This window comes from Bacillus sp. Nf3 (genome assembly GCF_003028545.1).
Taxonomy (GTDB): Bacteria; Bacillota; Bacilli; order Bacillales; family Bacillaceae; genus Bacillus; species Bacillus safensis.
Genome location: NZ_PYUA01000013.1, coordinates 1 through 20085, shown reverse-complemented (window position 1 = coordinate 20085; position 20085 = coordinate 1). Strand labels below are relative to the sequence as shown.

Sequence of the window (20085 nt, the reverse complement as noted above, 5' to 3'; positions counted from 1 at the left end):
CCTCCTCCATTGATAGTAAGCGTTTTCATTATCGGGTTACGCTAACAGTTGTCTTGCGATGACTAGACGCTGAATTTCAGAGGTCCCTTCTCCAATTTCCATCAGCTTCGCATCTCTCACTAGCCGTTCTACACCACATTCTTTCATATAGCCTGTTCCTCCGTGAATTTGGACAGCATCAAGACTTGCTTTTGTCGCCATTTCAGAAGCGAAAAGTTTGGCATAAGCAGCTTCTTTTGTAAACGGCTTGCCGTGATCTTTCAGCCAAGCGGCTTTCCAAACCATTTGTCTGGCGAGTTCTATTTGCATCGCCATATCTGCCAGCTTAAACTGAATGGCTTGGAAGGAAGAAAGGGTTTGCCCAAATTGCTTTCTTTCCTTTGCATGCGAGAGCGAAGCATCTAGTGCAGCTTGTGCAATGCCAACTGATAAGGCAGCAATTGAAATGCGTCCCCCGTCTAATGTATATAAAAATTGCTTAAAGCCTTTCGCTGGGTCTCCTAAAATATTCTGGGCTGGTACACGTACACCGTCTAAAATGATTTCTGCTGTATCTGAACCGCGCACGCCCATTTTGTCATATGGATTTGTAATGGACAGCCCTTTTTGCCCTTTCTCTACAATAAAGGCGGAGATGATCGGGCGGCCGTTTTCATCATGATCCGTGACAGCGGTGACGATAATGGTTCTGGCAAAATTGGCGTTTGTGATCCAGCACTTCTCCCCGTTGATGACATATTCTTGTCCGTCTTTGACTGCTTTTGTTTTCGTCCCTTTTGCATCTGATCCTGCGTTTGGTTCTGTTAAACCGAAGGAACCAAGTGCTGTCCCAGAAGCCAGCGGGACAAGGTGGTCCATCTTTTGGTCCTCTGTACCGAAGTAATAAAGCGGGCTTGCGCCTAAAGATACGGCTGCGGCATAGCTAAGACCTGTACTGGCACATTGTTTTCCTATTTCTTCTACAGCGAGTGCATACGATATCGTATCTCCTCCTGAGCCTCCGTATTTCTCTGGAAAGGGGATGCCCATAAAGCCGAGCTCCCCCATTTTTTGAAACGTTTTGGCTGGGAATACGGCCTGTTCATCAATCGTTTGAGCGTGTGGTGCAATTTCTGCTTTGGCAAAATCTTTGACCATCTGGCGGATCATTTGTTGTTCTTTCGTTAATTCAAAATCCATCTTGCTTCCCCCTTTGGCTCTTTTCTATCATATTTATTAATCAAGCAGCGGCTTCATGCCAAGCTTGATTGAATTCAGAAAATTAAAACAAGAATAATAGAAAAAAAGCATGAACGAAGAAAATCCTCATCCATGCTTTTCCGTTATTTTACTATTTTTGCAGAAGGCTTGCTTTCTTGATGAAGACGATTAAGAGCCGTAATCTTGTAAGTATCAATCGTCTTTTGATTGATTGGTAGGTCTTTAATCGTTGTGATGGCGCCTTTTTCTTTTCTAACTGTTTGCAGCAATTCATATGTTCCTTTATTTATCAATCGATAGACTGCATAATAGGATACGGTAGAATGTGGATCATTTTTGATTTGCAAAGCCGCACCATCCGCTGTCTTTTTCACAGATTGAATGATTGGTTTTTTAGGCGCTTTCTGATGAAGCCAAGGCATTTCTGGAATGAGAGCTGGTTTGCGGTATGACTCTTCTATCAATCGATCCTTTACATTCAAAGGGTTGCGATTGAGATCCTTCAAGCTGAAATGCATGCTTCCCTGCACGAGCTGTGACTGCCTGTTCAGCTCAATCTGCCTAAAATATTCTTCCGGGTCAGACCAAGCAGGGTCACTGTTTTGGTTAATTTTATATGCCGCCTGACCAATATACAGGTGAACCGGCTCCCCTTTCACCTCATTTGACCACCATTTCGTCAGCACGTCATAAGCGGCAGCTTGAAAACCGATGCTCCAGTAAATTTGCGGAGTGACATAATCAATATCGTGCTGCTGAATCCACTCTCTTGTATCAGCATACAAATCATCGTAGTTGGTCATTCCAGCAGTGGTGTTTGAACCAGTCGGGTCATCTTTTATGTTGCGCCAAACCCCGAATGGACTAATACCAAATTTCACATACGGCTTTTCTTTCTTAATGGTGTCATTGATTTGTTTCACCAGCTGATTCACATTATCTCTTCGCCAATCTTCTATATGTGTAAAAGCTTTTTTCCCATATGTTTCATACGTTTCTTGATCTGGAAATGGCACACCGGCTATTTTATTTGGGTAAAAATAATCATCCATATGCACTGCATCAATATCGTAGTTTTTCACAACTTCTTCTATGCCGAGGGCAATGAAGTCCTGAGCTTCAGGGATGCCAGGGTTGTAATATAGCTGATTACCGTAGGCAATGGTCCATTCAGGATGTTGTCTTGCAGGGTGATCAGCTGATAAACGGCTGAGATCAGTATGATTCATCGTGATTCGGTAAGGATTAAACCAAGCATGAAATTCAAGGCCGCGTTTATGAGCTTCTTCTATCATAAACTCAAGCGGATCATACCCAGGATCTTTCCCTTGCGTTCCAGTTAAATATTCTGACCACGGCCCGTATGCTGAAGGATAAAAAGCATCTGCTGTTGGTTTAATTTGCATAATGACGGCATTCATATTCATTGCTTTGATCTCGTCTAACAAACGAATGAACTCTTTTTTCTGCTCTGCTACGGGCAGCCCCTTCTTTGAGGGCCAATCTAAGTTATAAACCGATGCAATCCATACCGCGCGCATTTCTCTTGTGCTCTCAAGCTTCCCTTTTGGCACTGGACGAGCTGCTAGACTGCTAGAAGGAATCAATAAGAATACAAACATTAACATCAGTGTTAGAACTGTCATACTGATCTTTTTCAGCATGTTTTGCATCACCTCATATTCAGTTTATTCCGCTTTTTGTGATGGAATGCCAGCAGATGGTGTAAGCAGAATGTTTTTCATTTGATTGAGCTGAGCTTCAGGGACTTTGCAGGCTTCAATTAAATACCTCTCTGCACTCCCGTATGTCTCCAGCATTTCGTGCAGCACATCTTCAAGATAATCTTGCTGCACACCGACAAGCGGCTGAATTTGTTCTTTTGATACCCGGTATAAACTCATCCATTGGACAAATCGTTCCTGCCTTCTGACAAGCATTTGCACGCCTTCATTGGACCGCATGTATTCACTTAAAACGACAGTCAGCGGTACACCTGCTGTTAACTGAATCAGGGCAGATAAAAAACCTGTACGGTCCTTACCGCTCGTGCAGTGAAGCATCAGCGGATAATGGCTTTGATCTGAAAGTAGTGTGAACAGCTGCCGAATCTCTTCTTTACGCTCAGTGAGCATGCTTTGATATAAATCTTTCATAATCGGTGTAAATGAGAGAGACTTCCCTTCTGTTACCAGCATACGAAACATGGTCCATTTACTCGGCATCTTACTGTCAGGCTGCATCGGAATATGGACGATTTTGTCGTGTTCCTTGATCTTTGGTGGATGTGATTTACGTTCTGAGGTTGTACGGAGGTCGCAAACGGTTTGAATTCCGAGTGTTGAGAATATCTCGATGTCTTGTTTCGTCAATCGAGATAAGTCTGCGGATCGATAAATCATTCTCTCTTTGATCACCATCCCCTCTGTTGTTTGAAGTCCCCCTACTTCTCTAAAATTCGCAAGCTTTGAAAATGGGTTGTTTGATTGATTCATAGAAGTGAAAGTCCTTTCCGGTTCGTTCTTTTCTCTATCATACGCTTTTATAGAAAAGGAGAAAAGAGAATCAATTGACCTATTCATCATGTAAGAGAATTTATTGGTATAATGGAAAAAGGACATTCGGATTGATTGGAGATATGAAGCATGATAAAAACAAAACGGATTCAGCAAATCAAAGAGTATGTGTTTGACCGGGAATCTGCCTCACTAGATGAGCTTGTGGCGCATTTTGGTGTCTCAAAAAACACGATACGCCGAGATGTACAGGCATTGGTCGAGTCCGGCGTGCTCAAAAAAGTGTATGGCGGAGTGGCTGTGAACCACTCAACGTTAGTGGTGTATCAGGAGCGAAAGATCCGTCAGCTCAGTAAAAAGCAATTGATCGGTCAGACGGCTGCTGCTTTTGTGGAAAACGGGGATATGATTTTTATTGATTCTGGTACGACAACGCTTGAGATGCTCTCCTATTTGACAGAGAAACAGGTGACCATTGTGACCAATAATGTGGATTTCATTACACAGGCGATGCCTTATGAAAATCTCACCATCTTTTCTACTGGCGGGATGCTTGAAAGAAAAACAAATTCTTTCGTAGGCTATCAAAGTGTAGAGCGCTTAAAAGCTTACAATGTGAATAAAGCCTTTATCGCATCAACTGGTTTATCTATTGATCACGGCGTCACGAATTCGTCCCCGCTTGAAACCGATATTAAAAAGACGCTCGTTCAAAAAAGTGCCAAAACGTTTTTATTAGTGGATGATAGCAAATTCGATCATTACGCCTTGACCACGTTTTGTGATTTGCACGAGATTGATGTCGTCGTGACCAATCAGGAGCCAAATAAAAATTATCTTCAATATGGAAAAGAGCATGATGTGCGGTTTGTCACGCCTTCATCAAATGAATAGATGGGAAAAAAACGGCTCAGGAATTTGAGCCGTTTTTTGATTCATTGATTTCAAGCTGCATGACCATACGGAATAAAAATCGGTACACAGCCGAGATAACGTCAATGAAAGCCATATCTTCGTGGATGTCCTCAAGCTCAAGAAGCTGTAAATTCACATCAAATAAGCCATCTTGTCCATTAAATTGAAGCTGAGCACCATTTAATGGCGATAGCAAGTCCTTTAAAATATTCGTGTCTTTCTTAGGACGTTTGAAACCGAATAACACGGTATACGTTCGAAACACTTCGTCCCATTCAATGGCCAAGCCATCTACTTTCACGACATCAAACCACTTTGATTCGATATAAATAAATTCTTTTTGATGTTTTTTCACATATGTAAGCGGTGTGTTTAGAAATGAGGCGTCTTCTGTTTGAATCATGTCCTCTGATTCCTTGTCCACACGCTCTATATATACATCGCCAAAGCGTGCTTCTTCTTTTATTCTCGCCCCTTCTAAAGGCCAATTGCGGCTCGCCGCTTCATCATATTCGAAGTCTGTCAGCGCTTGTCCTTCTTTCAGTAAATCTTGTAAGCGATTTTGCAGTGACATGGCTATGTCTCCTTTCTTCTCATTCATGTGCGTTTATTATTTTAGCATAACTCAGGAAAAGAAAGATATGTCCTAGCATATGATGGTATGATAGTGTCAAAAGAAACATCTCGGAGGGGTACATTTTGCTCACAATGACACTGGCAGAAAAGATTGTAGACGAAGTGAAAAAGGTGCTGACTGAGGAAATCATCATCGCACAAACGAACGGCACCATCATTGCAGCAACAGATCCAGAGCGCATCGGACAATTTCATGAAGGAGCATATCTGACATCTTTTGAAGGACAGAAACGAATTCTCACAAAGGATGACCAGCACCACATGAAAGGCGTCAAAGCTGGCATCAATCTGCCTATTTATTTTAAGCAGGAGGTCATCGGAGTCATTGGGATGACAGGAGATCCTTTACATGTGTCTCCTTTTGGCGAAATATTAAGAAAAATGACTGAGTTGCTCATTCATGAACATGAATTTTTTCAAGAAACCGAAACGGATGAACGTCAGCTCGAAGCGTTTGTATTCGACTGGCTCCATCTGCCAGAGACAGCGATTGATCTCAATGAAAAAGCAACGCGGCTTCAGCTTGATATCAACAAGGAGCGCACAGTCGTCCTGATCGATTGTCAGGATGAATCGTTTATGAAACAAAATCAATACAAAGAATTAAAGGAAACGCTGAATCTCACTAGTCAGGAGATCATCGTCCGCTGGGGGCATGCACGCTTTTTGCTTATGCTGCAAACAACAGCAGATGATCGTAAAACACTGCAGCAGCGCCTATTTCACATCCATGCCTCCCTTACGGCGCAGAGCACGCCAGGGGTTTTGATTGGGGCGGGAAAACCAGCAGCTGCTCATTTGATGAAGCAATCCTTTCAACAAGCCTTTCGTGCATTAAAAATGGCACATGCTGATACGCCGATTGTATTTGATGAAGATTTAACGCTTGAACTTTTTATGGAGGAAGTGAGTCAGGAAACAAAGGAAGTGTTTCTTGATCGAACGATCGCCCCTCTTCTCCCCTATCCTGAATTAGTGAAAACATTGCGGGTACTCATGACATCAGATTGCTCATTGAAATATACCGCAGAAGCAATGCATGTTCATATCAATACACTACATTACAGGCTAAAACGAATCCAAGATTTAACGACACTTGATCCAAAGCGCATGCAAGATGCAATGCTTTTTTATTTAGCCTTCATGCTTTTAGATCATGATCCAAAAAAACGAAGCGAACAGCCCGATATTTTGTAGAATCGTCCATAGGCATGAGGCGATTCTTTTTTTATACTGAAAGAAACGATACGTCTAATCAGTAGGAGTTGAATGCGTATGTTAAATTCTGAATTTTTAAATCAATTGAAAAAGATTGTTGGTGCGCCTTACGTACAGGACAGTAAAGCCGATCGGCTTGCCTACTCTTATGATGCAACACCAAATTTTCAGCAGATGCCAGATGTCATCGTAAGCCCGCATACGGCTGAGGAAATCCAGCAAATTGTCCGGCTCTGCGCCTCATATCATATACCGATCGTGCCAAGAGGATCAGGAACGAATCTTTGTGCAGGTACATGTCCTACACAAGGCGGACTTGTGCTGCTGTTTACAAGAATGAACCAATTAATAGAAATAGATGAAGAAAACCTGACAGCAACGGTGCAGCCTGGTTTGATCACACAGGAACTCATTCGCAAAGTAGAGGCAAAAGGGCTCTTCTATCCACCTGATCCAAGCTCTATGAAAATCTCTACATTAGGCGGAAATATTAATGAAAATTCAGGTGGTCTCCGGGGCTTAAAATATGGCGTGACAAGAGATTATGTACTTGGACTTGAAGTGGTTCTGCCAAACGGTGACATCATTAAAACAGGCGGCAAACTTGCAAAGGACGTGGCCGGGTATGATATGACCCGTTTGTTCGTAGGTTCAGAAGGAACGCTCGGGATTGTTACTGAAGCCACGCTGAAGCTTTTGCCGCTTCCAGAAACAAAACAAACAATGCTTTGCTTATATGAAAGCCTAGAGGAAGCAGCCGCTTCAGTGTCGGCGATTATTGCAGAGCGTATCATCCCCGCCACATTAGAATTTATGGATCAGCCGACCCTGGAAGTCGTTGAAGACTTTGCAAAAATCGGTCTGCCGACGGACGTTCAAGCTGTGCTGTTAATCGAACAGGACGGCCATCCTGAGGCGGTTTCTCGTGATATGCAGAGCATCGCAAAAGTGTGTAAGCAGCACGGTGCAAAAGAAGTGAATATCGCTCATTCTGAAGAAGAGGCAAATGCCCTTTTAACAGCGAGACGATCCGCTTTATCTGCCCTCGCCCGGTTAAGCCCAACGACCATTTTAGAAGATGCCACAGTCCCTCGGTCTGAAATTGCCAGCATGGTGCGGGCAATCGAAGATATTGCGAAGGAGTACAAAGTGAAAATCTGTACATTCGGTCATGCAGGTGATGGCAATTTACACCCTACTTGTGCAGCAGATGCAAGAAATGAAGAAGAAATGAAACGGGTGGAGGAAGCATTTCAGGCCATTTTTGAAAAAGCCGTCTCACTTGGCGGCACCATTACGGGTGAACATGGTGTGGGTCTTATGAAAGCCCCTTACTTGGAACTAAAGGTCAAAAAAGAAGGCATTGCAGCAATGAAAGCGATCAAACAAGCGCTAGACCCAGAAAATATGATGAACCCTGATAAAGTGTTTGGTAAAGCCGCAAGAAAGCGGGTGGTGGTCTCATGAGTTCCTCTAAACAAACAGAGATTCAGCAATCATTTCAGCAGCAAATGGACGAAAAAGAGCTGCTCAATTGCATGCGCTGCGGCTTCTGCCTTCCATCCTGTCCTACTTATATTGAATCTGGTCAACAAGAAACACACTCTCCCCGCGGCCGAATTGCTTTAATGAAGGCGGTGAGAGACGGCGTCATTGAGCCAGATGAAGATGTCGAGCATTCACTGAATCTTTGTCTTGGCTGCCGTGCATGTGAACCGGTCTGCCCTTCTGGCGTCAAATATGGGCGGTTACTTGAGGATGCAAGAGACATCATTCAGCAGCACAAAAAACAATCCATCCCTGTCAAACTTGTGAGACGTGCAGTATTCAAAGGACTCTTTTCTTCACAAAGCCGAATGCGGCAAGCGGCAGGACTTCTTCGATTTTATCAAACATCTGGTCTGCAAACAGCCGCCCGCAAAACTGGTATGCTGAAGGTGCTTCCACCGCACTTACGGCTGATGGAACAGGCGCTTCCAAAGGTGCCGCGCCAACAGAAAAACCGTTTGACGGAATACAAAGCCGCTGGCCCAGCAAGTAAGCGTGTCGCCTTTTTTACTGGCTGTTTAATGGACACCGTTTTTTCCAGTACAAACGAAGCGACTATTCAGCTTTTGCAGCTGGCAGGCTGTGACGTCATCGTCCCTCCTATTCAGACGTGCTGCGGAGCGCTTCATGGTCATAGCGGAGAAAAAGAGCAAGCGAAACAGCTAGCAAAGCGGAATATTGAAGCATTTGAAAAGATAGATGCAGATGCCATAGTCATGAATGCGGGCGGTTGTGGTGCTTTTTTAAGTGATTACGATCATTTGCTTCACGATGATCCGGACTTTCAAAAACGAAGTGAAGTCTTCTCAAAGAAAATCACCGATATATCAGACATTCTAGTGGAGCTGGAATTTCACCGCCGCATGCCGCTTGCTTTGCCAGAGCAAGCCATCACCTATCAGGATTCCTGTCATTTGCGGAACGGAATGGGTGTACAGCATGCGCCAAGGGTGCTGATGAAGGCCATTCAAGGCGTATCATTTAATGAAATGAAGGATTCGGGCCGGTGCTGCGGCTCAGCTGGCATTTACAACATCTTGCAGCCAAAGATGTCGATGCAAATTTTAGATCATAAAATGACAGAAGCAAGGGAAACAAAGGCTGCTGCCATTGTTACGTCTAATCCAGGCTGTCAGCTGCAAATGGCAGCAGGCATCAAACGCGCGGAGCACTCGCCGACCATGCGTGCTGTCCATCTAGCTGATTTATTATTAGAAGCCGTTCAATATGGAAAAAAAGCGTCCAGCCCATCAAGCTGAACGCTTTTTTTATGCATATCTTTAGACAATTGGTTGGATAATAGAGGAAAATTGCCGAAGGAGCTGGTTCAAATGCTGAAAAAAAACAAACAACAAAAGGACCCAAATTCAGTATTTGAAGCATTGTCACGTTCTGCTGATTTTACAAATGAGCTGTCTCGAAATGGAGATTTTCTGTATAGGATTTCCTTTTTTCGATCTTTAATTAATGGACATCTTCTACATGAACAAATTCTCCCCTCTCTCAAACAAATGCACCTGACACCTACTCTTGAAGAGCTGAAAGAACAAATTCCCATTGAGCAGGCTGTCATCACGAACGATCTTCAAAAAGTGGAAGAAGCCCTTCACCGGGGCAGCATAGCTATTAGACTTGAGACAGACTGGGGCAAAACGCTTCTTTTGCCGATTGAAGAAAAGAAAGGCAGACAAGTAGGTCCGCCCGAGATTGAATTTGGGATTATCAGTGCTCAGGAAGCATTTGTGGAGGTTTTAGATACCAATTTAAATTTGGTCAGGCGGCGGCTGCCGACGCCTAACCTGAAAGTTGAGGAAAAGACGGTTGGTACGCTCTCTCAAACAAAAGTAGCCGTGTTATATATTGAAGAAATCGCTAACCCAGAAAACATTGAAACGGTTCTGCAGCGAATTGAGGACGTTGATTATGATCAGATTTTAGATGCGAATTACCTCGCTCAAATGCTTTATGATGTGTCCAATACGATTTTTCCGTTGTTTTTGAATACAGAAAGACCCGACCGTGTGTCTTCAGGTTTATCAGAAGGGAAAATCGCCATATTAGTGGATGGCTCGCCTCATGTCTTGCTTGCTCCAACTATTTTACTTGAGTATTTTTCCACTATGGAAGACTACAATATGTCATGGATTGCGGCTTCTTGCTTTAGGCTGTTACGCATATTTGCTGTGATATTTTCCATTTTTGCGACACCTTTATATGTCGCCGTTTTAACTTTTCATTATGAGCTGATCCCAAAGGATTTATTAGAAACCATTGTATCCTCGCGCTATCTTGTTCCATTTCCTCCGATCATTGAGGCACTATTTTTAGAGACTTCGATTGAATTACTAAGAGAAGCAGGGTCAAGGCTCCCGGCTAAAGTCGGTCAGACGCTCGGGATTGTTGGAGGGATTGTCATTGGACAGGCGGCTGTGGCAGCAGGCTTAACGAGCAATATTTTACTCATTATTGTTGCCCTGTCTGCTCTCGCCTCATTTGTCACGCCTATTTACAAAATGGGCAGTACCATTCGGCTGCTGAGATTTCCCTTCTTACTCGCAGCACAGGTTTGGGGCGCATTAGGCATTGCTGTGATGGGATCTTTTCTGCTCACCCATCTAATGAAATTAACCTCGATTGGCCGGCCGTATCTAGAGCCTATTTTTCCAATGCGCCTTGCTGATTTAAAGGGCAGTTTGATTCGTCCTCAGCTCCGTTTTTTGAACAAAAGGCCGGAAAATTTACGTCCAAAAAATGAAACCATCCATCGGTCTAAGCCTAAGCAAGGCCGTAAGGGGAAAAATGATTTTTATGAATAAGGAAGTGAAGGCATGAGCTCTTCTTCTGTCAAAGAGAAATTTCAAGTATCCCCTTATTTTGTGTTTTTTCTCATCAATGCCAATCAAGTCGGGGTCAGCATTTTAAACTTTCAAACAAACCTTGTTCGTTCTATCAATAATGATGGATGGATCGCTATTTTGATTTCTGGCATGAGCGTCAATGTGATGATCTTTTTAATGTACTTGATGTTTAAAAAGGCACCTTCGGATGAATTTGGTGATATCACGCAATATGTATTTGGCAAATGGATTGGGCAATTATTCAACATTCTTTATATCTTATATTTTGCTTCTTTGTCGCTGACCGTTCTTATCCATTACATGGATGTGATCCATGTATGGCTGTTTAAAGAAATCCCTGGTCTTTTGTTTGTATCTGTACTGCTGCTGCTTGTGTATTACATTCATACTGGCGGCTTTAGAACCATTGCTGGCTGGGCATTTTTTAGCATTGTACTGACGTATTGGATGACGTTTATTTGTTTTTATGCCATGAAATATAGTCACATTCGTTTCATGTTCCCAATGTTTGAACATACATTTTCGCAAATGCTTGTGGGAGTCAAAGATGCATCCTTATCCATGTTTGGTTTTGGCACCCTGCTTGTCTATTATCCCTTTATTAAACAAGCTCAGACATCTCAAAGATTTGCTCACATGGGGGCATTATTTACGACATGCTTAAACTTGCTCACTTTTCTCGTCTCTATTGCGTATTACTCAAGTGCTCAGCTCAAATTAACAAAATGGCCGACACTAACGTTAACAAGCATTGTGAAGCTTCCGTTTATCCAGCGCTTTGAATTTATTGAAGTGTCTCTTTGGCTGCTTCTGATCATTCCTAATATCACGATTCCATTATGGGCAGCGAGCCGAATGGCAAAAAAAATGCTTCATACGAGCCAGCGCGTCACGTTCATCGGGCTCAGCATCCTCATTCTGATCATGTTTTCGTTTTTTGCCAGTGCAACTTCTTTTGAAACCTTTAATCAATGGGTGGAATTTAGTGGATTCATTCTGATCTATGGATTGATTGTCTGTATGGTCATTGGACTGATGCTGAAAAAAAAGAGGGGGAAAAAACGAGCATGAAACGTTATATACTTACGGGCCTCATGTTGTGTAGTCTTTTGTTAACCAGCTGTGCAGAGCCCCGCCTTTTAGATGAATTAAATATCTCCCAGGCGGCGGGATTTGATTTAATAGAAGACGGAGAAATGAAAGGCTTCTTTGTCTTCCCTGTCTTTAAAAGTCAAGAACAAGGAAGTTATCAAATATTAAGTGCAAGGTCAAACACCATTAGCAATATTCAATTTCTTGTATCAGAAAAATCGCCTTTTCCAGTCGTCATGGGCCAGGTACTCGTTATTTTAGTCAGTGAAAAGTTAGCAAAAGAAGTAGGCATGATTGATTTAATGAATTACATTTACCGTGATCCTATTATTGGTTCACGCCAAGTGTTTGCGATTGTAGGCGGAGAAGTGGAAGATTTATTATACACAAAAATGAATCAAACGAACTTAAATATAGGTGTATATCTCTCTGATCTGCTCGCCCAAAATATGCGAAATGGCAATGAACCTGTCACCAATCAGCATATTTTTATGAATCAGATGCTGGCAAAAGGGGTCGATGCATACCTCCCTTACATCAAGAAAACAAACAGTGGCATCAAGATCACAGGAGTCGCTCTGTTTGATCATGAAAAAATGGTCAGTCATATACCTGGAAAAGACACGTTCACATTTAAAGCGATGATTGAAAATCATAAAAATGGCATCTATGAGTTTCAATTGGCAGATCAAGCAAAGACCCATGTCGTCATTGAAAATATCAAATCTCATGTGTCTTACCGAATCAAACCAACGAAAAACCTAACAAAGAAGCCTCATATCATGATTGATATCAAGTTGAAAGGCGAATTAAAAGAATTCATGAAGTCCAAAAAAATTGATAAACCTTCTATATTGGACCATGTTGAAAAAGAAGTAGAAAAACGTGTCGCTCAGCAAGGACAAGACCTTGTTCAATCCTTTAAAAAGCAAAACATAGATCCTCTTGGGCTGGGCCTTAGGTATAGATCAAAAGACAAAGCAGTGACACCAGAAAAATGGAAGAACATTTATCCTGATGCAGATGTACAAGTTAAATGCCACATGAAAATTGTTCAAACGGGAGTCAGCCAATAAAAAGGCTTATTCAAATATGTCTTGTTTGTTCTCCAAGATTTTGGACACTTTCATTTTCACTCGTGGAACATGATCTTTTTGATAATATTCATTTAAAATCTTTTCTACTTCATTTTTATCAGTTTTAAGGATTTTAGGTGAATATTGTTCCACTAGAGCCGGTCTATTCCCTTTTGCACAGTTTGCCATTGTATCTAGTGCAATTAAGCTGAAAGGTCTTCCTTTGTTTAGCCAAGATTTCATTCTCTCCCAGGTTGGGTAGCTGACGGCTGCCAGACTTCCCCACTGATCGTGAAAATGGGTGCAATTTGACTCCATCCAATCCAATATTTTATTAGAACGGAAACGGTGCAGGCAAATAAAAGCCTCTAACGGCAATTCTTTTTCACTGACAGATTTCAATTTATCTAGAGTACGTTGTAATCCCTCATCTACTGGCAAACTGCTGGCGGCTGCCCACGAAAGCGGATAAAGAAATTCTTCATCAGCTTGATCCAAAAGTTCCCTCACCCACCCAGCAGCAGAGGTACCTAACACATCAGCCGTAATTTCTAACATGCGCGATTTCACTTCGACATGATGCGTTTGATCAAACCTCCTTTGAACAGCATCCAAGATTCTTTGCTGATCGTGCTGTTTCAAAGCATCGATGACATCATCCTCAAGAAACCATCTAGTGATTGAAAAGTCTAATAAAGACACCAAATCACGCCTAACGGCTTGTAATGTTGGTGCTTTTTCACTTTTGGTGATGACAACATCCTCCTCTAATTGGAAAGCCTGTCCGTCCTCTCCATAAAAACCATCGTGCAGTAAAAATTGTTTAGAAGAATGGAGAACAGCTAGGTTATACCATTCAATAGGCCGTAATGAATAGGTCAGTAGTCTTTCGTGGCATTGACGGCATAATTCATAAGCCTGTTTCGGTTCATCAGACACTTCTAAAATGTCCATTTCGTTTTTTTGACAGGCTTCACATAAAGTAGTTGTCCCCAAAGATTTCACTTCCTTTTACTGCTAATGAATGATCATTCTGCTTTTTTCATTCCAGAAAGCATAAGGTGAAATAGAGATTATTCTTTCTATCACCCGCTGCAATTGATCCATGTTGAATCAATTGAAAAGATATTCTAATCTTCATCCTTTACATCTGGGTCTTCCGGAATCGGTTCATTTAAGATCTCTTGGACTAGCTCTTTATATTGTTCGAGCTGCTTTAAATGCGTTTGAAACTGCCCTTGATAAATAAGATAAGATTCCCCGTCAAATACGTAACGGATCTTTTTTTGCTGGATCAATTTTTCAATATACGCTTCTGATACTTCCAAGTATTCAGCTGTTTCTGCGATTGTTAAATACATGCTTGTGCACCACCCGTTCGTTTCATCTAACAAATTATATCATGATCTGCTGAAAAAACGGATGCAGCCTATTCTCTTTTCTGGTGGCCATTCTTCATATAGCAAGTAGATCGTCTAGATGCCAGCAAATATGGTATGATAAAATCTGCTAGATGAGAGCTTGCCAACATAGACTTGGTGAAAAAGCCAGGTTCAGTGGTGTCTTTATGAGCCGCAAGCCATGCTGGCATATATAGAAAGCATACTCATGAGAAAAGCAAAACAAGCATAGGCTCTTATAAGGATGCTTGAAGAAAATTCGTATTTAAAGGCAGAGTGAAATGAATGGGAACCTTTTTTAATGAAATTTTAACCTGGCTGACAAGCCTTGGTTATGTAGGTGTAGCACTAGGGCTGATGATTGAAATCATTCCGAGTGAAATTGTACTTGCCTATGGCGGATATATGGTGTCAACAGGCACAATTGGTTTTGTTGGAGCTGTTATTGCCGGCGTCATCGGTGGTACGCTCGCCCAGTGTTTTATTTACTGGATCGGTCTGTACGGCGGAAGACCTTTTTTAACAAAGTATGGAAAGTATTTATTCATCCATGAACATCATATCGCGACTGCAGAGCGCTGGTTTGATCGGTATGGAACCGGTGTAGTATTTACCGCGCGCTTTATCCCTGTTGTGCGCCATGCCATCTCGATTCCAGCAGGTATTGCCAAGATGCCTTTTTTGAAATTTGTTTTCTTGACAGGATTAGCTGCCATCCCTTGGTCTATTTTATTTATCTATCTTGGCATGCAGCTTGGGACAAAATGGGATCATATTCAAAGTGTTGCTCATACTTATACAACCCCTATTATGGTCATTGCTATTGTCCTGATTGTTCTCTATTTTGTACTCAAAAAAATTCGGACGAATCGAAAACGGACAATTTAACAAAAACGCCTTTCACTGATCTGGTGAAAGGCGTTTTTTTATGAGAGTGCTGATTGTTTTTTCATATATTGTGATAATTCTATAATCATTGCACCCATTCTCTCAAGTGAAGGGGCAAGAATTCGGTCTATTCCTTCTTCTTTTAAAGCTTCAGCAGTGACTTTTCCAACAGCTACTGCCAGCACGTCCTGCTCGAATAATGCTTGCAATTCTTCTTTTCTGCCCCATTCTGCGGCCAGTTTGAAAAAGGCGTGAACCTGGACAGCGGTTGTAAAACAGACGGCATGAACTTGTCCATCTTTCATTTCTTGCAGAAGCGTTTCAGCAGCCTCTGGTTCAGGTGGTGTGTGCTGATATGGTAAAAGCAGCAAAACATCTGCCCCCTTGTCATGTAAAAACTGAATGAGAGCTGGTGCATTTTCACCATGTAGCTGCACCATTACACGTTTGCCTTGAAACTCCTTGTCTTCAAGTTTTGAAATTAAGTCACGAACCGTACCGTCTTCATCAGAGACCTCTGGCTGAATTCCGCGTTTTTTCAGCGCAGCAAAGGTTTTGTACCCTCTTGAAGCAATATGGGCATTTGATAAAATGTTCATAAATTCATTACCAAGCTGCAGCTCTTCTGCACTCTCAATCAATGTATCTGTACCGATGCCTGTCGTCAAGATCACCCAGTCGGCCCCTTGTTTTACAAAGGTTTCTATACCTGGCTTTAATTCCTCTTTGGCTAAAAATACGGTTCCTTGAAGAGAGCGAATGACGGCTTGTCCTCCTTGTTTTTCGACAAGTGTACGCATTTCTTCTGTTTTTCTCGTTCCACAAATAGCAATCGTTTTTCCAGATAAGCCTTTACTCATATTATCCCTCTTTTTCTATCACATTTGATATGTATTAAATATAGATTTATTTGGAAGACGATGCAAGTGTCTACTAAAAAAGAGCTTGACGTTTCTATCGAATTCGAGTATCTTTTGTAAGTGCAAATTGTAGGAGGTCATTATGGAAAAACAGAATGTTCAAGCAATTCGATTATCAATTGCAGACCCAACACCACTTGGTTTGTTTGGTTTAGCAATGGTGACGCTCGTTGCGTCCTCACAAAAACTAGGAATCACAGATGGCACTTCCCTTATTTTACCTTGGGCTATCTTCCTTGGAGGAATCGCGCAGCTGATCGCGTCCATACAAGATTCAAAGCATCATAATATTTTTGGAGCCACTGCCTTTGGCGCATTCGGTCTTTTCTGGATGGGCGTTGGTACGACTTGGCTCATTCAAGCCGGCGTTTTTGGGAAAACGCTTGCGGGAGCAGCAGATCCAAAACAGCTAGGTTTTGCATTTGTTGGTTATTTGATTTTCAGCTTGTTTATGACGATTGGTGCAATGGAAACACATAAAGTGTTATTTTTGATTTTCGTCTTTATTGATTTCTTATTCATTGGTCTTTCCCTTAGCACGTTTGGTGTGATGTACGATGTCACTCATACCATGGCTGGTATTGCAGAATTGATCATTTCCCTGCTTTCATTTTATGGTTCTGCAGCTGTTGTCCTTAATACACATTTTGGCCGTATTGTTCTGCCAATTGGACAACCATTTCGCATTTTTACAAAAGCATAAATAAAAAAGAACTGCTCTGTGCAGTTCTTTTTTTATGTTTAATTTTCTTGTGCCTCTTGAAAGATCTCTCCGATGATTTCATACGAACGCATTCTTTCTTGATGGTCAAACATATCCGAATTAATCATCACTTCATCAGCTTGAGTAGCTTCAATAAAGGCTTCTAATTCTGTTTTCACCTTTTCTTTATCCCCAATGATAGTCGAGCTTAATTGTTCATCCACCATCGCCTTTTCATATGGACTCCAAAGACCGTCCATGCTGTCGACAGGCGCTTTCAGTTTTCCTGGTGTATTACGAATGAGACTTAAAAACCGCTGATAATGAGAGGTTGCCAAATATTCAGCACGCTCAGTTTGATCTGCAGCAAAAACCGTCACACCAACCATGGCATAAGGCTCTTTTAACACATCAGAAGGTCTAAATGACTGTCTGTACAATTCTAACGCGGGAATTGTATTTTTAGGTGAGAAATGTGCTGCAAAGGCAAATGGCAATCCAAGTTCTCCTGCAAGTCTGGCGCTAAAACCACTTGAACCAAGGAGCCAAATTGGAATGTCCAGGCCTTCTCCTGGAACAGCTCTTACATGTTTTTTAACCTGACCGGTCGGCTTGAAATATTGCATCAGTTCTTCAAGCTGCTCAGGGAAATCTTCTCCGTTATGAAGATTACGTCTAAGCGCTCTTGCTGTTAACTGATCCGTCCCTGGTGCTCGGCCAAGACCTAAATCAATTCTCCCCGGATACAATGTCTCAAGTGTGCCAAATTGTTCGGCTATGACAAGTGAAGAGTGATTTGGCAGCATAATCCCACCAGATCCTACTCGAATTTTTTCTGTTCCTCCCGCAATATATCCAATTAAAACGGACGTTGCAGAGCTCGCAACCCCTTCCATGTTATGGTGTTCTGCCAGCCAGTATCTATGATAGCCCCACTTCTCCGCCTTTTTTGCTAAATCCATGCTACGATCAAAAGATTCTTTAATGGTGCCTCCTTCTGTCACAGAGGATAAATTTAAAACGGAATAAGCTTTGCCCTGTAAAACTGATTGACTCATAAATGATGTCCCCATTTCTGTCAAATATCATACTATTTTTATACTTTCAACACCATAACATAAATTCATGAAAGATTTAAATGATTTGATTCGATGATTTTCGAAATGATGATTTTTTAGGTTTTACTTCCAATTTAAAAATTTGCACATAGAATGAAATATCAATTCTAGGAGATGGGCAATTTGTACAATCAATTCGAACACAAATGTCCCTTTTGCGGTAAATACCATGAACAGCCTCATTACAAAAGATCACGTCATGACCGTCCTCGAAAAAGAGACTGTCCATTCATTAAACAAGAATATATAAAACAAAATATATCTCAAGGGAATCACCCCTGCCACATTGCAAAAGGAATAAAGCAATCAAAACCAAATCAAAGAGCTGGAACAAGAGGCCCAGCAGGTCCCCCCGGACCAACCGGACCTACTGGACCAGCTGGCGGGTTAACCGGCGCCATTCCTTTTAATCCCTCACAATCACAAGATTACGATACAGGGCAAGTGGTCACGTTTAATGGCAGTACTTACATTGCCAATGTTGACGCTCCATCAGGAATACCTGGACTCTCCCCCGACTATACCCTTTTGGCTGCTTCTGGAGAAACTGGGCCTACGGGTCCTACTGGGATCGGATTAAGTGGTGTTGAATCCTATGATCCTGTAACGGCACCAACATATTCAGTAGGGCAAGTGGTCACTTATGGTGGGGGTACTTATCTTGTGAATTCTTCACCACCTTCAGGTACGCCAGATACGTCGCCAGATTACACACTTTTAGCAGCACCAGGTGAAACTGGAGATACTGGTTCTACCGGGGCTACAGGTAGCACTGGAGATACCGGACCTACTGGCGCTACGGGTGTCACTGGAGTTACCGGACCTACTGGCGCTACGGGTAGCACTGGAGTTACTGGCTCTACCGGGGCTACAGGTAGCACTGGACCAACGGGTCCTACTGGCGCTACGGGTGTCACTGGAGTTACTGGTTCTACCGGGGCCACAGGTATTACCGGAGATACGGGTCCTACTGGCGCCACAGGTAGCACTGGAGATACCGGAGCTACCGGTGCTACTGGTTCTACCGGGGCTACAGGTAGCACTGGACCAACTGGTCCTACTGGCGCTACGGGCAGCACTGGAGATACCGGACCTACCGGGGCCACAGGTATTACCGGAGATACTGGTTCTACCGGGGCCACGGGTGTCACTGGAGATACCGGATCTACCGGGGCCACGGGTGTCACTGGAGATACTGGGCCTACCGGGGCCACAGGTATTACCGGAGATACTGGTTCTACCGGGGCTACAGGTAGCACTGGAGATACCGGACCTACCGGCGCTACGGGCAGCACCGGAGATACTGGGCCTACTGGCGCTACGGGTGTCACTGGAGATACTGGGCCTACCGGGGCCACAGGTATTACCGGAGCTACTGGCTCTACCGGGGCTACAGGTAGCACTGGACCAACGGGTCCTACTGGCGTCACGGGTAGCACTGGAGATACTGGTTCTACCGGCGCTACGGGTATTACTGGAGATACTGGTCCTACCGGGGCTACGGGTGTCACTGGAGATACTGGGCCTACCGGTGCTACGGGCAGCACTGGAGATACTGGTTCTACCGGCGCTACAGGTGTCACTGGAGTTACTGGGGCAACGGGTATTACCGGAGCCACTGGACCTACCGGCGCTACGGGTATTACTGGAGATACCGGACCTACCGGGGCTACGGGCAGCACCGGAGATACTGGTTCTACCGGCGCTACGGGCAGCACCGGAGATACTGGGCCTACTGGCGCTACGGGTGTCACTGGAGATACTGGGCCTACTGGCGTCACGGGTAGCACTGGAGTTACTGGCTCTACCGGGGCTACAGGTAGCACTGGACCAACTGGTCCTACTGGCGCTACGGGTATTACTGGAGATACCGGACCTACCGGCGCTACGGGTATTACTGGAGATACTGGTCCTACCGGGGCTACGGGTGTCACTGGAGATACTGGGCCTACCGGTGCTACGGGCAGCACTGGAGATACTGGTTCTACCGGCGCTAC

At 43.3% G+C, this 20085-nt stretch carries 17 protein-coding genes and 1 pseudogene; 10 read left to right on the top strand and 8 right to left on the bottom strand.

The features are described 5' to 3' along the window. Nucleotides 1-36: 36 nt before the first annotated feature. The 3 genes from C9414_RS18915 to C9414_RS18905 form a co-directional block, all read right to left on the bottom strand. Nucleotides 37-1179 (bottom strand): acyl-CoA dehydrogenase family protein, encoded by a 1143-nt coding sequence (locus tag C9414_RS18915; protein WP_059377390.1) that lies wholly within the window; start codon nt 1177-1179, stop codon nt 37-39. 143 nt (nt 1180-1322) lie between these two features. Further along, a complete protein-coding gene (locus C9414_RS18910) occupies nt 1323-2864 on the bottom strand; it encodes a glycoside hydrolase family 10-like protein (RefSeq protein WP_107164265.1) in 1542 nt (513 codons plus the stop codon). 24 nt (nt 2865-2888) lie between these two features. Next, nucleotides 2889-3695, bottom strand: a complete 807-nt coding sequence (locus C9414_RS18905) for a tyrosine-protein phosphatase (protein ID WP_249117800.1) — start codon at nt 3693-3695, stop codon at nt 2889-2891. Between the two features lie 150 nt (nt 3696-3845). Here C9414_RS18905 and C9414_RS18900 point away from each other — a divergent pair, with 150 nt between their 5' ends. Then, the gene (locus C9414_RS18900; RefSeq protein ID WP_107164264.1) at nt 3846-4610 is read left to right on the top strand and encodes a DeoR/GlpR family DNA-binding transcription regulator; all 765 of its coding nucleotides are present in this window, start codon (nt 3846-3848) and stop codon (nt 4608-4610) included. 16 nt (nt 4611-4626) lie between these two features. Here C9414_RS18900 and C9414_RS18895 read toward each other — a convergent pair whose 3' ends face one another. After that, a complete protein-coding gene (locus C9414_RS18895) occupies nt 4627-5205 on the bottom strand; it encodes a branched-chain amino acid aminotransferase (protein ID WP_107164263.1) in 579 nt (192 codons plus the stop codon). Nucleotides 5206-5330: 125 nt separating this feature from the next. Between C9414_RS18895 and C9414_RS18890 the strand changes: the two genes are divergently transcribed. The 6 genes from C9414_RS18890 to C9414_RS18865 all read left to right on the top strand — a co-directional run bounded on the left by C9414_RS18890 (nt 5331) and on the right by C9414_RS18865 (nt 13059). Further along, nucleotides 5331-6464, top strand: coding sequence for a CdaR family transcriptional regulator (locus tag C9414_RS18890; RefSeq protein ID WP_107164262.1), 1134 nt, complete (start codon nt 5331-5333; stop codon nt 6462-6464). 78 nt (nt 6465-6542) lie between these two features. Further along, nucleotides 6543-7952 (top strand): glycolate oxidase subunit GlcD, encoded by a 1410-nt coding sequence (gene glcD / locus C9414_RS18885; protein ID WP_107164261.1) that lies wholly within the window; start codon nt 6543-6545, stop codon nt 7950-7952. Continuing rightward, nucleotides 7949-9292, top strand: coding sequence for a (Fe-S)-binding protein (locus C9414_RS18880; protein WP_107164260.1), 1344 nt, complete (start codon nt 7949-7951; stop codon nt 9290-9292). The genes glcD and C9414_RS18880 overlap by 4 nt, the downstream gene beginning before the upstream one ends. A gap of 72 nt (nt 9293-9364) precedes the next feature. Next, a complete protein-coding gene (locus C9414_RS18875; RefSeq protein ID WP_047203398.1) occupies nt 9365-10849 on the top strand; it encodes a spore germination protein in 1485 nt (494 codons plus the stop codon). 12 nt (nt 10850-10861) lie between these two features. After that, nucleotides 10862-11962, top strand: coding sequence for a GerAB/ArcD/ProY family transporter (locus C9414_RS18870; RefSeq protein ID WP_107164259.1), 1101 nt, complete (start codon nt 10862-10864; stop codon nt 11960-11962). Continuing rightward, the gene (locus C9414_RS18865) at nt 11959-13059 is read left to right on the top strand and encodes a Ger(x)C family spore germination protein (protein ID WP_107164258.1); all 1101 of its coding nucleotides are present in this window, start codon (nt 11959-11961) and stop codon (nt 13057-13059) included. Before C9414_RS18870 ends, C9414_RS18865 begins: the two co-directional genes overlap by 4 nt. Before the next feature lie 6 nt (nt 13060-13065). Here C9414_RS18865 and C9414_RS18860 read toward each other — a convergent pair whose 3' ends face one another. Then, nucleotides 13066-14064: a hypothetical protein gene (locus C9414_RS18860; protein WP_258182655.1), complete on the bottom strand. Its 999-nt coding sequence runs from the start codon at nt 14062-14064 to the stop codon at nt 13066-13068. 125 nt (nt 14065-14189) lie between these two features. Continuing rightward, complete coding sequence (locus C9414_RS18855; RefSeq protein WP_039179160.1) at nt 14190-14420, bottom strand: excisionase family DNA-binding protein; 231 nt, start codon at nt 14418-14420, stop codon at nt 14190-14192. 324 nt (nt 14421-14744) lie between these two features. Here C9414_RS18855 and uptA point away from each other — a divergent pair, with 324 nt between their 5' ends. After that, nucleotides 14745-15347, top strand: coding sequence for an undecaprenyl phosphate transporter UptA (gene uptA, locus C9414_RS18850; protein WP_039179163.1), 603 nt, complete (start codon nt 14745-14747; stop codon nt 15345-15347). Between the two features lie 38 nt (nt 15348-15385). Here uptA and C9414_RS18845 read toward each other — a convergent pair whose 3' ends face one another. After that, nucleotides 15386-16207, bottom strand: coding sequence for a uroporphyrinogen-III synthase (locus tag C9414_RS18845; protein WP_107164256.1), 822 nt, complete (start codon nt 16205-16207; stop codon nt 15386-15388). A gap of 142 nt (nt 16208-16349) precedes the next feature. Here C9414_RS18845 and C9414_RS18840 point away from each other — a divergent pair, with 142 nt between their 5' ends. Further along, on the top strand, nt 16350-16970 hold the full coding sequence (locus C9414_RS18840) for an acetate uptake transporter (protein WP_047203394.1): 621 nt from the start codon (nt 16350-16352) through the stop codon (nt 16968-16970). Between the two features lie 38 nt (nt 16971-17008). Here the strand turns inward: C9414_RS18840 and C9414_RS18835 are convergent, their stop codons facing one another. Then, nucleotides 17009-18028 (bottom strand): LLM class flavin-dependent oxidoreductase, encoded by a 1020-nt coding sequence (locus C9414_RS18835; RefSeq protein ID WP_047203393.1) that lies wholly within the window; start codon nt 18026-18028, stop codon nt 17009-17011. A gap of 174 nt (nt 18029-18202) precedes the next feature. Here C9414_RS18835 and C9414_RS18830 point away from each other — a divergent pair. Then, nucleotides 18203-20085 (top strand): annotated as a pseudogene (locus C9414_RS18830) (hypothetical protein); the annotation flags it as partial.

Excerpts from the sequence above, each read along its gene's own strand:
- C9414_RS18915 (WP_059377390.1), bottom strand. The coding sequence starts at position 1,179 with ATGGATTTTGAATTAACGAAAGAACAACAAATGATCCGCCAGATGGTC.
- C9414_RS18910 (WP_107164265.1), bottom strand. The coding sequence starts at position 2,864 with ATGCTGAAAAAGATCAGTATGACAGTTCTAACACTGATGTTAATGTTT.
- C9414_RS18905 (WP_249117800.1), bottom strand. The coding sequence starts at position 3,695 with ATGAATCAATCAAACAACCCATTTTCAAAGCTTGCGAATTTTAGAGAA.
- C9414_RS18900 (WP_107164264.1), top strand. The coding sequence starts at position 3,846 with ATGATAAAAACAAAACGGATTCAGCAAATCAAAGAGTATGTGTTTGAC.
- C9414_RS18895 (WP_107164263.1), bottom strand. The coding sequence starts at position 5,205 with ATGTCACTGCAAAATCGCTTACAAGATTTACTGAAAGAAGGACAAGCG.
- glcD (WP_107164261.1), top strand. The coding sequence starts at position 6,543 with ATGTTAAATTCTGAATTTTTAAATCAATTGAAAAAGATTGTTGGTGCG.
- C9414_RS18880 (WP_107164260.1), top strand. The coding sequence starts at position 7,949 with ATGAGTTCCTCTAAACAAACAGAGATTCAGCAATCATTTCAGCAGCAA.
- C9414_RS18875 (WP_047203398.1), top strand. The coding sequence starts at position 9,365 with ATGCTGAAAAAAAACAAACAACAAAAGGACCCAAATTCAGTATTTGAA.
- C9414_RS18870 (WP_107164259.1), top strand. The coding sequence starts at position 10,862 with ATGAGCTCTTCTTCTGTCAAAGAGAAATTTCAAGTATCCCCTTATTTT.
- C9414_RS18865 (WP_107164258.1), top strand. The coding sequence starts at position 11,959 with ATGAAACGTTATATACTTACGGGCCTCATGTTGTGTAGTCTTTTGTTA.
- C9414_RS18855 (WP_039179160.1), bottom strand. The coding sequence starts at position 14,420 with ATGTATTTAACAATCGCAGAAACAGCTGAATACTTGGAAGTATCAGAA.
- uptA (WP_039179163.1), top strand. The coding sequence starts at position 14,745 with ATGGGAACCTTTTTTAATGAAATTTTAACCTGGCTGACAAGCCTTGGT.
- C9414_RS18845 (WP_107164256.1), bottom strand. The coding sequence starts at position 16,207 with ATGAGTAAAGGCTTATCTGGAAAAACGATTGCTATTTGTGGAACGAGA.
- C9414_RS18840 (WP_047203394.1), top strand. The coding sequence starts at position 16,350 with ATGGAAAAACAGAATGTTCAAGCAATTCGATTATCAATTGCAGACCCA.
- C9414_RS18835 (WP_047203393.1), bottom strand. The coding sequence starts at position 18,028 with ATGAGTCAATCAGTTTTACAGGGCAAAGCTTATTCCGTTTTAAATTTA.